This window comes from Oceanococcus sp. HetDA_MAG_MS8 (assembly GCA_019192445.1).
Taxonomy (GTDB): domain Bacteria; phylum Pseudomonadota; class Gammaproteobacteria; order Nevskiales; family Oceanococcaceae; genus MS8.
The window spans coordinates 25,123-38,280 of the sequence record JAHCMK010000007.1; the positions used below are offsets into that span (position 1 = coordinate 25,123).

Genomic DNA, 13,158 nt, shown 5'->3' on the forward strand with positions numbered 1-13,158 from the left:
CAATGCGTAGCACGATACTCTCTGAAGGGCGTGTTCGATGGCGGGCTGCGCCGGCCCGCACCTTGCTTAGCCATCCAATGGGGCAAGCCAGTCTGCAAGAATGGCTGGAGTGAGGGCGCCGGCATGGCTGCGCACAATTTTCCCTTCGGGGTTAATCAACACCGTCCAGGGTAGGGCGCCTTGGGTGTCTCCCAAGTTGGTCATCCAATCGCTGACTCCACGCTCGCCAAATAGAACCGGGTAATTCATGCCAACTTTAGTGGCATAGGCTTGTGCTGGCTCTAGGCGATCCATGGCGGGGCCCAAGATCTGTAGATCCTGGTCGGCGTAGCGATCTTGGGTTTGAATGAGCAAAGGAATCTCTTCTAAGCAGGGTGGGCACCAAGTCGCCCAAAAATTCACCATCACCCATTGGCCATCAAACTCCGCGGCGCGGCGCAGCTGTCCTTGAGCATCCACCAGTTCCCAATCCGGTCGCTGGGCCCCAGAGGCCGTTTGTTGCATGGGCTCATGCTCACGAGCTGCGAGCAAACCAAGCACCAAGGCCACCACGGCAACCAATACAAAACTAGCAATACGAAGCTGATTCATGGGGCTTTAGTCTGTTCCTGCAGCCATTCCAAATAGCTGGGCAAGCCTGCACTGAGAGGAGTGGCGAGAATTTGCGGGGTTTCGTAGGGGTGATGAGCGAGTACGTACTGCTCAAGTTGGGGATAGCAACGGCGCATGGTTTTGCACAGCAATAGCACCTCGGCCTCGGCGCAAACGCGACCCTGCCAGCGATAAGTGGACTGAATAGGGAGCTGTTGCACGCAGGCAGCCAAACTTTGCTCCACAATGCCGCGGGCTAGGGCCTCCGCCTGTTGCGGGGGCGCAGTGATCCATACCACCCACGCCTCAGAGGTTGCCTGTGTTGTTTCCATGCCTCGTCACTCTAGCAGTGCGCTCCCTGCAGCGCAGTTCACCACAGCCGTGACGCCGTCATCCCATGTGCCGATGCTCAGCGTTCTGAGGCGGTTGTGGCGTTTGGCGTTGCCCTTGGTGCTAGCTCAAGCGTGTTTTCTCGGTATGAATGCCGTCGACACGCTGTTTGCCGGCCGCTTCGCTGCAAGCACCTTGGCCGGAGTGGGTCTGGGGAGCTCGGCCATTATTGCCGGCTACTGCTTATTGATGGGGATTTGTTTAGGAGTTGCACCGGCGGTCGGTCGGGCTTTGGGGGCGCAGGTCGATGCGGCGCATCTAGGAGCATGGACACTGGGTGCCCTGCAATTGGGCTTGGTATTGTGGACCCTACTGTTTGGGCTCTTTCAAGTTCTCGCCGGCCCACTGGCATCTTGGATTGCTCCCGAGCCCCAAGCCGCGGCCGAGATGCAGGCTTACTTGCGCTGGAGTACCTGGGGTTTCCCTGCGCTCGGTGCTTTTTTCGTATTGCGCAATGTCTTGGAGGCTCACGGTCACTCCGGGCCAACCTTGATGTGGGGGGCGTTCGCCCTAGGCCTGAACGTCATCCTCGATGCCGTCTTGGTCTCCGGTTGGGGGCCGGTGCCCGCGCTTGGCGCCGCTGGGGTAGGAATGGCGACCAGCGCTGTCCACTGGGTCTTAGGTTTGGGGATGTGGTGGTCTTTGCGACGGCATCCTGCCACCCGTCAACTGCGTCTACGCTCCGCGCCTGCGGTGCGCCAGGGGCGTAAAGAGATGTGGCAGTTAGGGCTGCCCATCGGCTTAGCCCTGTTGGCTGAAAGTGGACTCTTTGCTCTAGGGGGCTTGTTGATCGCGGTGTATGGCACAAAGGTCGCGGCCGCTCACCAAATTGCGAACACCCTGTCAGCCCTGGCCTTCATGCTTCAGGTTGGTGTCGGACAGGCCATGTGCGTATTGATCAGCCAGGCTTGGGGCGCCGGTGACGCAGCGCGCTTGCAGCTAGCGGCGCGGGCCGGGGTTGGCTCAGGTTTGCTCTTGGCGGTGGTGGTGGCAAGTGTTTATGCCCTGGCTGGAGATCTGCTGGTTGCGGGCTTCAGCTTGGATGCTGAGGTCCGTCGCTGGGGCTCAGCCTTCATGCTCTGGGCTGCCCTGTTTCACATTTTTGATGCCTTACAGGCTCTGCATGCGGCGGGGCTACGCGGCTTACACCAGACCGCTGCCGTCATGCGGCGTACCTTGCTCGCCTACATGGGGCTTGCCGTGCCAGGCATGCTGCTTGGAGTGATGGTGTGGCGCCTGCCACCCACGGTGATTTGGTGGGCGTTTAGTGCCGGCTTGGCCCTGGCGGCCGTATTGCTGGGTCTGCGTTTCTGGGCAGAACTGCGCAAACAGTGAATGTCCTGAGTGCGGTAGGCCCCGCCGGGAAAAATAGCGAGTTAGACTTGGCGCCCCGATAAGACCAAGAAGTCTGCGCCCATGACCGCTTTTGTGCTCAACCCCGACCAAAACTTGTTGGTGGAGCAAGCGCGCGCCCTTTGCCAAGGAGAAAGCGATCCGGTGGCAAATGCGGCCAACTTGGCATCGCTCTGCGGCCATGTGTGGCCGGATGTGAGTTGGGTCGGATTCTACTGGCGCTATGGTGCCGAGCTGCGTTTAGGCCCCTTTTGGGGCAAGCCAGCCTGCACTCGCATTGCCCTTGGCCAGGGCGTCTGCGGGACGGTGGCCGAGTCGGGAGCCTCGCTGCTGGTTCCAAACGTGCACGCTTTCCCCGGTCATATTGCTTGTGATGCTGCGACCAATTCTGAGTTGGTCGTGCCCCTGCTGCGCGATGGCCAAGTATGGGGCGTGTTGGACGTCGACAGCACCACCCCGGAGCGGTTTACTGCCGCTGAGAAGCAGTTGGCGGAGGAACTCGCTGCGGTATACGTGGCCAGTTTGCCTCAGGCTGTGTTCTTTGGGCCCGATGTGAGCGCGGACTAGCGCTAGACTATGTCGACCGTGATCTGCTCCCGCTCAGGGGCAGATGACCATTACTGAAAAGCGCAGGGATGCGCCACCGATGACAGGAGAGACCCCCTCATGAGTGCAAATCGTCGCAGCCGGATGATCACCGCTGGCGTGGCCCGTTCCCCCAACCGAGCCATGCTGCGTGCGGTCGGCTTTGGTGATGCGGATTTCGAGAAGCCCATCGTCGGCATTGCCAACGGTCACTCGACGATGAACCCTTGTAATGCGGGTATTGGCCCCCTGGCGGAGCGCGCTGCTACGGCCATTAAGGCGAACGGAGCCATGCCGCAGATGTTTGGCTTTCCTACCGTGACCGACGGCATTTCCATGGGGACGGAGGGGATGAAGTACTCCCTGGTGTCCCGAGAAGTGATTGCGGACGCCATCGAAACCTCGGTGAATAGCCAATGGATGGATGGCGTGCTGGCCATCGGCGGCTGTGACAAGAATATGCCCGGTGCCATGATTGCGATGGCGCGGATCAACGTGCCAGCGCTCTTTGTGTATGGCGGCACCATTCAGCCAGGGTGTTGGAAAGGCCAGCCCTTATCCATCGTCTCGCCTTTTGAGGCCGTGGGGAGTTTCACCGCCGGCAACATGAGCGAAGAAGATTTCCGCGGTATCGAGCGCCATGCTTGTCCCAGTTTTGGTGCCTGTGGCGGGATGTACACGGCCAACACCATGTCCTCGTCGTTTGAGGCTTTGGGTATGAGTGTGCTGGGTTCATCGCAAATGGCTAACCCAGATCCGAGCAAAATCCCCAGCCTGGACGCCGCTGCCGAGCAGTTGGTGGGGGCCGTCAACGCCAACCTGCGGCCCAGGGACATCATTACCCGAGAGTCCATCGCCAATGCGGTGGCTTTGATTATGGCCACCGGTGGCAGCACTAATGCGGTGTTGCATTATCTGGCTATCGCGCATGCGGCCGAGGTGGAATGGACGCTAGACGACTTCGAGCGCATCCGCAAAAAAGTGCCGGTTATCTGTGACCTGAAACCCTCAGGTCGCTACATGGCGGTGGATTTGCACGCCGCCGGTGGTGTGCCGCAAGTGCTGAAGATGCTGCTGGATCGTGGGCTCGTCAACGGCGAATGCATGACCATCAGCGGCCGCCGTCTTGGCGAGGAGCTGGAGAATGTTCCTAGCGACCCCAACCCTGAGCAAGATGTGATTCGGCCCTTTGAGCACCCCCTATACGACGAGGGCCACCTGGCCATCCTCAAAGGTAATCTGGCGCCGGCTGGGAGTGTGGCCAAGATTAGCGGCTTGAAGAATCCGCAAATTACCGGGCCGGCCAAGGTCTACGACTCCGAAGACGCGGCCATGGATGCGATTCTGGCCGATGAAATTCAGGCCGGTGATGTGGTGGTAATTCGTTATGAGGGGCCGCGTGGCGGTCCGGGTATGCGCGAAATGCTGGCGCCGACCTCAGCCATTATCGGTAAGGGCTTAGGCGAGTCCGTGGGCTTGATCACCGACGGTCGATTCTCTGGTGGTACCTGGGGCATGGTGGTCGGGCATGTGGCTCCTGAGGCCGCTCTGGGTGGCCCCATTGCTTTGGTGCAAACGGGCGACACCATCACCATTGACGCTCACCGGCAGCTCATCGAGGTGCACATTAGCGACGATGAACTGGCCCAGCGCCGGATGAACTGGGCTGCACCTGCACCACGTTATACCCGTGGCTTATTGGGCAAGTATGCGCGTCAGGTGACCTGCTCCAGCTTGGGGGCGGTGACTGACGTCGGTGATGATGATTAAGCTTTACGGCGTGCCTGGTACCCGCAGTGCGCGGGTTAGCTGGACTCTCACGGAATTAGGGCTGGATTATGAATTCCAGCCCATACTCCTGAGAGCAGGAGAGGGGCAGTCCGCCGCCTTCCAAAAACTCAACCCGCTGGGCAAGGTTCCAGTGCTGGTAGACGAGGGGCAGGTACTCACAGAGTCCACCGCCATCATGAGCTATCTGGCGGACCGTTATGGCCGGGGTGCGCTGATTCCCGAACCTGGGAGCCTACTGCGCGCGCAGCATGATGCTTTGGCTGTGTTTGCAGTAGCGGAGTTGGAACAGCCCCTCTGGTTGGCCGCCCGACATAGCTTTCTGTACCCAGAGGCGTACCGGGTTGCGGAGATACTACCCTCCACGCACAGCGAGTGGAAGCGCGCCAGCCGAGCTTTGGAGCATCACTTGGAGCGCAGTGATGGTCCCTATGTTTTGGGCTCCATGTTTTGCGTGGCGGACATTGCTTTGGCCCATGTGTTGCGCTGGGCCGGCAATGCCAAATACGCCCTGAGCGATGCACTGCAAGGCTACGCTGAGCGCTGTTACGCGCGGCCCGCTGCGCAGGCCTTTCAGGCCCGCGAAGAGCAGGCGATGCAACTCCGCCGCCAACAGGCGGAGACGGATTAACCCGCGGCTGCAGAGCTGCTGGACCAGTAAGGCCTACCACTAAGGCCTACCAGCAAGGTCAAGGTGGGGCGGCGTGAACCGCCCCCTTGTGCTTTAGACGCTTAGGCGCGCGTCCGAGCTGGGCTCGGCATCTGCGGGGGCGAGATCTGGGGCATCAGCCTTGGCTGGTGTTGCTTCAGTCTCGCCGATAAGCGGCACCGTATTGCTGCCTGCCTCGACTCTATAGCCAGCTGCGAATCTTTCGCTAGCGGAGTCTGCGACGGTGACATCGCTGACATACCACCATTCACCGGTCATCGCCTCGGGCTTGAGGTCCAGCAGCAGATACCCGCGCTGGGTTCCCTCGATGTAGCGCATATGCGGGTTGGTCAGGCGCAGTACGTTGACGAGTTCTGGCGCAGTTGCTGTGGGCGGCAGGATTTCTTCCAAGCCTGGGGAAGTGACGCTGGTGGTAACAAACTCCACACCACGAGAACCCGCCCCAGTGAGGGGGTTATACAGCACAGGATTATCCGGCTCCTGGGTGATGTCCATAGCCCAGGAGGTATGAATATCACCAGTGAGCACCACAACGTTGTCGATGTCGTTGCTCTGAATAAAATCCAGAATTTGGTTGCGTTCTCCTGGGTAACCGTCCCATTGATCGGGGTTGAAGTAAACATCTTCAGCGCCCAGCTCGTTGCTCAAGGGGATGCCGGTGAACTTGAGTTGACCAAACATGACCTGCTGGCCAATGAGCTTCCAGGTGGCCTCGGTACCCGAAATGTTGTCCAGCAAAAATTGCATTTGTTCCGGTCCTAGCAACTTGCGTTCAGGATCGGCAAAGGTTGCGTCTGGACAGAGTGGCAGGGGGATGCTCCCGGAGACAGGGGTAAAGCTGCTGCAATCGATTTCGTCATCGCGGTCGAACAGCCGAGTATCCAGCATGGTGAGTTCCGCCAAGCTCCCCAGGCTGAACTTACGCCAAATTTTGTTCACGTTGCCCGGTTCGGGGTATCGAATGGGCATCCATTCGTCATAGACCCGTTGCGCAGTGGCTTTGCGTTCCTGCCAATCGCCTTCATCCGGTTGGTGGTTCTGCGCGCTGTCGCGACGCGAGTTATTGGTGGATTCGTGGTCATCCCAGACCGCAATCATGGGGTGCTGCCTATGTAGCTCCTGCAAGTCGGGGTCGCGTTTGTACTGCGCGTGGCGCTGCCGATAATCGCTCAGGCTGACGGTTTCGGCGTTGGGCTCGTACGCGCGAACACTGCCGTACTCGTCATTCGCGTATTCATAAATGTAATCGCCGAGGTGCAGAATCAGATCCAGATCGGCGCGTTGGGCCAGAAAGCGATAGGCGTGGAAATAGCCATGGGCCAGGCTGGAGCAGGACACTACGCCCAGCCGCATATGATCGACTTCGCCCTGTGGGAGCGTACGCGTCCGGCCCAATGCCGAAGCTTGTCCTTGGGCAAAAAAGCGGTAGTAATAGCTGGTGGCCGGTGCCAAGCCCACAGCATCCACCTTGACGCAATAGTCGCGACTGGCCTCAGCCTGGCTGGCGTAGGTTTGTACCAATTGCGCAGCGGCAGCGTCGGCATAAACCTCAACCTGCACGGGAATAGCAGTAGGGCTCGCATTGTCTGCCGGTGTTACGCGTGTCCACAAGATGACCCGGTCGGCCAGAGGATCGCCGGAGGCGACGCCATGCGCAAAACTGACTGTGTTGCCAGCGCCAGTGCCACCACCAGAGCCCGTGTCCGGTCGGCCACCGCCTTCTTGGCAACCGGCGATAAGGCCCCCGGCAACCGCGGCAACGGTGGATTGACGTAAGAAATCACGCCGCGATAGCCCGCGACGACGGCGAAAACGTTGCCCCATGGATTCTTCCTAGCTGTAGCTTAACCCTCAGATTGTGCCATGCTGAGGTGACAGGGCCATGACCAACATTGCGCGGACGGCCCTGATGGTGGCAGCGGATAATGGACATGACAGGAGGATGACTGGACATGGCGGCCCCTTTGGACGAATTCATACGCACGATTTACCGCTCTGGAGTCGATGTTCCACCCGCGGCTTTTCGGCAATGGGCTCTACAGGAGCTACGGCACTTAGTTCCCTTTGATGCTGCGATTTGGGGCTCTGGCCCCGCCAGTAAACCGCATTTTCATACGGTCACCACTGTGGATGTGCAACCGGACTTTGCCCAGGCCTTGGAGGCCACCATGCAGGACAACCCCCTGCTGCCCGCCATTATCGAGCGCCCTGGCGTGCCCATTTCTATGGACGAGGTCTGTCCGGATCGCAAGTTTTTCCGCAGTGCGCTTTACCAGACCACCTTCAAGCCCTTTGGCATCGAACGCATTTTGTCCTCGAATAATGTGGAGCCACGCAGCGGTCTGCATACCTTATTGACCATTTACCGCTTTGACCGCAAACAAAAATTTCGTGCGGAAGAAAAGGCGCTGCAAAGTCGTGCGATCTACCATCTGGTGCATGCGGCTTCGCAGGCCTTTTTCCTGGCGTTAACGCGGCCTCTTGCTGATGCGGGTCGTGAGTACGGCGCTGTGTGTGATCGGGCCGGGGTTTTTCACGAAGTGGAAAGCGGCTTTTTAGACCTGTTGGAAAATCAGAGCGGCAAACTAGCGGGCAACCGTTTGCCCTTTGCTGTTCCCGCCCCTGGCTTTGATGGCTGTGTGGATCATGTGCATATCAAGGCCGAAGCCTTTGATGATTTGGTGCTACTGCGTGCGCGCCCTTTGAGCCCTCTGGATGGCCTTACCGATCGTGAGCGCGATGTGGTGGAGCAGGTCTGTGAGGGCTTGTCGGCGAAGGCCATCGGCCGAGATCTGGGCTTGGCGCCATCCACCGTGTCTACACATTTGTATCGGGCGTATCGCAAACTCGGGGTGGAAAGCCGCACCGCATTGGCCCATATGGTGAAAAAGCTCCGTTAGCCGCTTTATCAGGGGAGCGAGGGGATGGGGCAAGTAGTCTGCCTGGATGGGTCCTCATCGCCCTGGTCTGGCCGCACATCTTGCGGCTTTACTCAGAGTGAGCCTGCTACCATTGCGTCATGTCATATGTCTCATTAGCGCGAAAGTGGCGGCCGTCCCGATTTGCTGATTTGGTCGGACAATCAGTGGTGCGCACCGCTTTGGAAAATGCTTTATCCCGCGGTCAGGTCCACCAAGTTCTACTGTTTACCGGAACCCGCGGTGTGGGCAAAACCACCATCGCTCGGATCCTGGCGCGTTGCCTGAATTGTGAAGCCCATCCCGGCCCTGCAGCGGAGCCGTGCGGAGAATGCAGCTCCTGTAAGGCGATTGACGAGGGACGCTTTCCAGACTTGTTCGAAATTGACGCTGCCTCCAGAACGAAGGTGGACGACACCCGCGAACTGCTGGACAACATTCCCTACGCGCCTGTGCGGGGGCGGGTCAAGGTGTACCTCATTGACGAGGTTCACATGCTCTCCAAAAGTTCTTTCAACGCGCTGCTGAAAACTTTGGAAGAGCCGCCACCGCATGTGCAGTTCTTATTAGCGACTACAGATCCACATAAGCTGCCGGTGACGGTGATCTCTCGCTGTTTGCAGTTCCATCTGTCACGCATTCCCTTGGAGTTGATGACCAGCCGACTGGAGCAGATCTGTGCGGCTGAAGGTGTTGTTGCAGACGCCGATGGTTTGCTGCGCGTTGCTCGCGCTGGGGACGGGAGTTTGCGCGATGCCTTGTCATTGTTGGATCAAGCCATTGCCTTTGGTGGCGGGCAGGTGCAAGGCGAGGTGGTTGCGAAAATGCTCGGCAGCATCGAGCGCAGCGATATTCTGCAAATTCTCGATGCGCTACAGGCCCGTGACGCTCAGGCTGCTTTAGGGGTTGTAGAGCAATGCACCGAGCAGGGTTTGGATTTAGCCAATGTGTTGGCTGAGCTCGCCCGCGCCTGGCAGAGCCTGGCTTTGGCTCAGGTCCTTCCTGAATCCGCGCGTGACCCTGAGACGGTGAGCCCAGAACTTGCAGCGCGGGCACCCCATTTCGCCCCTGCGGATGTCCAGGTGATGTACCAAATTGCCTGTCATGCCCGGCGGGACCTGGACTGGGCACCAGACCCCCGCAGTGGGTTGGAAATGGCCATCTTGCGGATGTTGGCTTTTTTGCCAGAGGCTGCCTCCGGCAGTGCCGCTCCAGGAAACTCCGGAGCTGGGGAGGCGTCTTCAGCCTCGCCTTCAGTCGCGGCGCCGCAGGCCGATGCCTCCTTACAGGCCGCGGTGCCGCTGGCGAGCACACCGGCGTCGCCGCCGGACGATCCACCCAGTCCAGTCTCTACGCCAGAGTCATCGCTGCCAGAGACACAGCCCACTCCGGCCCCACAGGCCAGTGCTGCGCCCGGTGTGGACCCACAGCAAATCGGCAGTCTGGAGCAGCAGTTCCGAGACTTGCCGCATGTCAAAGCCTTTGATGCGCATTTTGGCCCCGGTTTAAGTGTGCGCAATGTGCATGCACGGGCCGAGGGCGACAGTCTTGCGCCCACACCCCCCACTCATTAATAGGAGCCCCGATGAAAGGTGCCATTGGTCAGCTGATGCAACAAGCGCAGCAGATGCAAAAGAAAATGCAATCCGTGCAGGCCGAATTGGCCGATATGGAAATTACTGGCGAAGCCGGTGGTGGCATGGTCAAAGTGACCCTCAACGGCAAACACGAAGGTCGCCGGGTACAAATTGATCCTAGCCTTTTTGAAGAAGATAAAGATCTCATCGAGGATCTGGTGGCCGCGGCCATTACTGATGCGGCACGAAAACTAAGCGTTGCCAGCCAAGAGAAAATGCAGGAAGCCACAGGCGGTCTGAATCTGCCGCCAGGCATGAATCCCTTCGGCTGAAGCCGGCGCAAATATGATCTATCCAGCGGCGCTAGAGCAGCTCATACAGGCTCTACGGGCTTTGCCCGGCGTTGGCCAAAAGTCGGCCCAGCGTATGGCCTTTAGTCTGCTATCGCGCAAGCGTGAAGCAGCGGATGAACTGGCGCAGGCGTTGCAGTTAGCACTGCGTGACATTCGTCGCTGTAGTCAATGTCGGCTCTACGCAGATGCGGAGCTGTGCCGAGTGTGTGCCTCCGAACAGCGTGACCGCGAACTTCTGTGTGTGGTGGAAACCGATGCCGACGTAGCAGCCATCGAGGCGGGCACGGGGTACAACGGTTTGTATTTTGTACTTGGTGGGCATCTGTCCCCACTGGATGGGATAGGGCCAGCGGAGCTTGGCCTGGACCTTTATGCGCGGCGCTTACGCGAAGAACCCTTGCGCGAAGTGATCTTAGCTACGAACCCCACTGTTGAGGGAGAGGCTACAGCGCAGTACCTCGCAGAACTGGCAGCAATGTCGAAGATCTCGGTCACCCGCATTGCGCACGGTGTGCCCGTTGGTGGTGAATTGGAGTACGTGGACGGTTCGACGCTGGCGCATGCATTTAGCGGCCGGCGCGGCTGGCAACAGCCTGGCGCGGCTGGCGAGTCCTGATGGATTGGGATCTACCGCAGCCCTTTGTGTGGTCAGTACAGGTGCCACCGAGCGCCATTGACATCATGGGCCACGTGAACAATGTGCAGTATCTACAGTGGCTGGAGCGCTGCGCTTGGGAGCATACCCAGCATTTGGGGCTGAGTTGGGAGCGTTACCAAGAGCTCGGCTGTGGCGTTGTGGCTATTCGTCATGAAATTGATTACTTGCGCCCGGCGTTTGCGAGCGAAGTCCTGGAGGTCGGCACTTGGTGTACTGCGAACGACGGCCGTCTGCGTCTGCGTCGCCAATACCAAATTATTCGTCCCGCGGATGGCAGCACCCTAGTCCGCGCTCAAACCGACTGGGTGTGCGTGGATTTAGCCAGCGGACGGCCCCGGCGCATGCCAGACGAGTTCAAGACGGCTTACCGGCCGGTGTCAACGCCAGAGGTCGCCAGTGGAGATCGTCTAGAGGACGAACAAGGCCCGCAGGACACACCTGCGGGCCCGTGAACTGCTGGTATAGCTGAGCGCGGCCTAGAAGGTATAGCTCAGGGACAATGCCACATTGTCCCGGTCGCCAAGCTGATTAAAGACCCCGGCACCGAAGAAATTGGTGTAGGCCAAGCGCATGGTCCAATTGTTCTGATAAACGGCGTCGACCCGCACTACGACTTGCTTGCGGTCTTCGACAAAGTTGGCTACGGGTAGCGGTGCGGTCCCCCGCACGTCATGCGAGTACACCAGCGTGGGGTTAATGTTGTAGCGGTTAAAAACGTTGTTGTAAGACATTCGCGCCAAGGCGCGGTAGCCCCAGGAGAAGGCCTCAGCATAGCCACCGTCTTGCGTTGGCGTGCCCAGTGCACCCGCCACGAGGGGATCGGCTGGCAACACCGTGTTGGGACCCTCGTAACGCAGTTCATCCTCATCCGGGAAGGAATGCACCTGGGTGGCGGCGGCTTCTAGCAAGAGAACGGTTTGATCGGTGCCTAACCAACTGGTAGGGCCGATGATCTTAGAACCCGACAGCACATACTGACTCACGTCATGGCGGCGCCAGCCCTGCAGGTACTCCCCAGGCGCGAAGGGCCCCACTTGAGAGGGTAGGGGTGTCCGTAAACCACCCACCAAGAGTTCGATTTCATCGAGCTGCAAGGGCTGATCTTGTTTGAGGCTATATTCACCTTGCAAGGCGATGCCGCCAATGGGCAGCTGGGTATTGAACGATAGCCCGTAGAGTTTGATGTCCTCTGGGTACTCAATGAAATAACTTGCGGTGCCGGGGACGCCTTCAAAGCCAGCAATAGTGGCCTGGCCGCTGATTAGCGGGAGGCGGCTATGAAAATTCGCCGCGTACACGCTCACCTCCGTGCCGCCCAAGGCCTCGAGGAAGTAGGACAGCGCCACACCACCTTGATCGCCATCACGCGCCCGATTATCCGGATTGCGCGGGATACTGGTACCACCTGGAGCGAAGACACATTGGCCGGGCGCCGAATATTCTTCACACTGACCCAGGCCAAGTTCCGCCGAGGTTCCGCCTCGACCGACGAAATCATTGGTACTAAAGAAGGTGCCAACAGGGTCAATCAGGGTTTCGTTCCATTCAAACTGGTAGAAGGCACGCATGCTCAGGTTTCGCGTGATATCAATACTGCCCCAAAGCATGTTGGAGGGGATGTATATCTCCTCAATTTCCCAGCCAGGGACGTGCAATTGACTGGTGTCGGCACTAATCAGGCTGTTGAGACCATGTTGGATGAAGGTGGTCTCGCCCCAGTTGATCACCTGCTTACCAAGACGCATGGTTAAGAATCGGTCGCCTATCTCGAAACTGGCAGAAAGAAACGCCTCGAGCAGGTCGGCGTCCAGACCAACATGCGATTGCACCGTGTCACGCTTGCGCTCCAGGTCTGCTGGCGTCTGAGTCCGAGTCGGCGGGCCTACATAGTCGCGCTCATCAAAAAATTCTTTGTTGTGCAAGGTGGGGTCGTAGAGACCACTGCCGCGGATAGAGATACCAAAATTTCTCCACCCACCCTCGAGTCGGCTGGTGAGCTTAATGGCGCTGCTGATCAGATCGCCCTGCTCGAAGGAGAGGTTGCCGTCGTCACTGTTGTTGGAATACAGCGTGCCCGGCTCGCCTTTGCTGTTGGTATTGCTGATGGCGTATAGCTCTGGGTCGGGGTCCTCCAGTCGCATGGCTGCACCCACACTGAGGTTATTCAGCAACAGAAAGTTGGAACCGAAGGCTTCGAACTCCAGTGCCTGGGCATTGGATGCGATGACTAGGCCGGCGATGGTGGTTAGTTTTACAAATTTCATGTCGATCACCG

At 58.9% G+C, this 13,158-nt stretch carries 13 protein-coding genes; 9 read left to right on the forward strand and 4 right to left on the reverse strand.

The features are described 5' to 3' along the window. Positions 1–66: 66 nt before the first annotated feature. Positions 67–591 carry a TlpA family protein disulfide reductase gene (locus tag KI787_12270; GenBank protein ID MBV6630729.1) on the reverse strand — a complete coding sequence of 175 codons (525 nt, stop codon included), beginning with the start codon at positions 589–591 and terminating at the stop codon, positions 67–69. Continuing rightward, positions 588–923 (reverse strand): divalent-cation tolerance protein CutA, encoded by a 336-nt coding sequence (locus KI787_12275; protein MBV6630730.1) that lies wholly within the window; start codon positions 921–923, stop codon positions 588–590. Before KI787_12275 ends, KI787_12270 begins: the two co-directional genes overlap by 4 nt. Between KI787_12275 and KI787_12280 the strand changes: the two genes are divergently transcribed. From KI787_12280 to KI787_12295, 4 genes are all read left to right on the forward strand, one after another. Further along, a complete protein-coding gene (locus tag KI787_12280) occupies positions 922–2,316 on the forward strand; it encodes an MATE family efflux transporter (GenBank protein ID MBV6630731.1) in 1,395 nt (464 codons plus the stop codon). The two genes, KI787_12275 and KI787_12280, sit on opposite strands and share 2 nt — an antisense overlap. Positions 2,317–2,397: 81 nt before the next feature. Further along, complete coding sequence (locus KI787_12285) at positions 2,398–2,901, forward strand: GAF domain-containing protein (protein ID MBV6630732.1); 504 nt, start codon at positions 2,398–2,400, stop codon at positions 2,899–2,901. Positions 2,902–3,000: 99 nt separating this feature from the next. After that, complete coding sequence (gene ilvD, locus KI787_12290) at positions 3,001–4,689, forward strand: dihydroxy-acid dehydratase (protein ID MBV6630733.1); 1,689 nt, start codon at positions 3,001–3,003, stop codon at positions 4,687–4,689. Beyond that, positions 4,679–5,338: a glutathione S-transferase family protein gene (locus KI787_12295; protein MBV6630734.1), complete on the forward strand. Its 660-nt coding sequence runs from the start codon at positions 4,679–4,681 to the stop codon at positions 5,336–5,338. The genes ilvD and KI787_12295 overlap by 11 nt, the downstream gene beginning before the upstream one ends. Positions 5,339–5,431: 93 nt before the next feature. Here the strand turns inward: KI787_12295 and KI787_12300 are convergent, their stop codons facing one another. Beyond that, entirely contained in the window at positions 5,432–7,201 is a 1,770-nt protein-coding gene (locus KI787_12300; protein ID MBV6630735.1) for an alkaline phosphatase D family protein, read from the reverse strand. A gap of 128 nt (positions 7,202–7,329) precedes the next feature. Between KI787_12300 and KI787_12305 the strand changes: the two genes are divergently transcribed. The 5 genes from KI787_12305 (at position 7,330) to KI787_12325 (ending at position 11,335) form a co-directional block, all read left to right on the forward strand. After that, complete coding sequence (locus tag KI787_12305; GenBank protein MBV6630736.1) at positions 7,330–8,277, forward strand: helix-turn-helix transcriptional regulator; 948 nt, start codon at positions 7,330–7,332, stop codon at positions 8,275–8,277. A gap of 119 nt (positions 8,278–8,396) precedes the next feature. Next, positions 8,397–9,869, forward strand: coding sequence for a DNA polymerase III subunit gamma/tau (gene dnaX, locus KI787_12310; protein ID MBV6630737.1), 1,473 nt, complete (start codon positions 8,397–8,399; stop codon positions 9,867–9,869). Positions 9,870–9,880: 11 nt separating this feature from the next. Next, the gene (locus KI787_12315) at positions 9,881–10,204 is read left to right on the forward strand and encodes a YbaB/EbfC family nucleoid-associated protein (GenBank protein ID MBV6630738.1); all 324 of its coding nucleotides are present in this window, start codon (positions 9,881–9,883) and stop codon (positions 10,202–10,204) included. 13 nt (positions 10,205–10,217) lie between these two features. Further along, entirely contained in the window at positions 10,218–10,841 is a 624-nt protein-coding gene (recR, locus tag KI787_12320) for a recombination mediator RecR (GenBank protein MBV6630739.1), read from the forward strand. Beyond that, on the forward strand, positions 10,841–11,335 hold the full coding sequence (locus KI787_12325) for an acyl-CoA thioesterase (GenBank protein MBV6630740.1): 495 nt from the start codon (positions 10,841–10,843) through the stop codon (positions 11,333–11,335). The genes recR and KI787_12325 overlap by 1 nt, the downstream gene beginning before the upstream one ends. A gap of 24 nt (positions 11,336–11,359) precedes the next feature. Here KI787_12325 and KI787_12330 read toward each other — a convergent pair whose 3' ends face one another. Further along, entirely contained in the window at positions 11,360–13,147 is a 1,788-nt protein-coding gene (locus KI787_12330) for a DUF1302 domain-containing protein (protein ID MBV6630741.1), read from the reverse strand. Positions 13,148–13,158 lie beyond the last annotated feature (11 nt).

Excerpts from the sequence above, each read along its gene's own strand:
- KI787_12270 (MBV6630729.1), bottom strand. The coding sequence starts at position 591 with ATGAATCAGCTTCGTATTGCTAGTTTTGTATTGGTTGCCGTGGTGGCC.
- KI787_12280 (MBV6630731.1), top strand. The coding sequence starts at position 922 with ATGCCTCGTCACTCTAGCAGTGCGCTCCCTGCAGCGCAGTTCACCACA.
- KI787_12275 (MBV6630730.1), bottom strand. The coding sequence starts at position 923 with ATGGAAACAACACAGGCAACCTCTGAGGCGTGGGTGGTATGGATCACT.
- KI787_12285 (MBV6630732.1), top strand. The coding sequence starts at position 2,398 with ATGACCGCTTTTGTGCTCAACCCCGACCAAAACTTGTTGGTGGAGCAA.
- ilvD (MBV6630733.1), top strand. The coding sequence starts at position 3,001 with ATGAGTGCAAATCGTCGCAGCCGGATGATCACCGCTGGCGTGGCCCGT.
- KI787_12295 (MBV6630734.1), top strand. The coding sequence starts at position 4,679 with ATGATGATTAAGCTTTACGGCGTGCCTGGTACCCGCAGTGCGCGGGTT.
- KI787_12300 (MBV6630735.1), bottom strand. The coding sequence starts at position 7,201 with ATGGGGCAACGTTTTCGCCGTCGTCGCGGGCTATCGCGGCGTGATTTC.
- KI787_12305 (MBV6630736.1), top strand. The coding sequence starts at position 7,330 with ATGGCGGCCCCTTTGGACGAATTCATACGCACGATTTACCGCTCTGGA.
- dnaX (MBV6630737.1), top strand. The coding sequence starts at position 8,397 with ATGTCATATGTCTCATTAGCGCGAAAGTGGCGGCCGTCCCGATTTGCT.
- KI787_12315 (MBV6630738.1), top strand. The coding sequence starts at position 9,881 with ATGAAAGGTGCCATTGGTCAGCTGATGCAACAAGCGCAGCAGATGCAA.
- recR (MBV6630739.1), top strand. The coding sequence starts at position 10,218 with ATGATCTATCCAGCGGCGCTAGAGCAGCTCATACAGGCTCTACGGGCT.
- KI787_12325 (MBV6630740.1), top strand. The coding sequence starts at position 10,841 with ATGGATTGGGATCTACCGCAGCCCTTTGTGTGGTCAGTACAGGTGCCA.
- KI787_12330 (MBV6630741.1), bottom strand. The coding sequence starts at position 13,147 with ATGAAATTTGTAAAACTAACCACCATCGCCGGCCTAGTCATCGCATCC.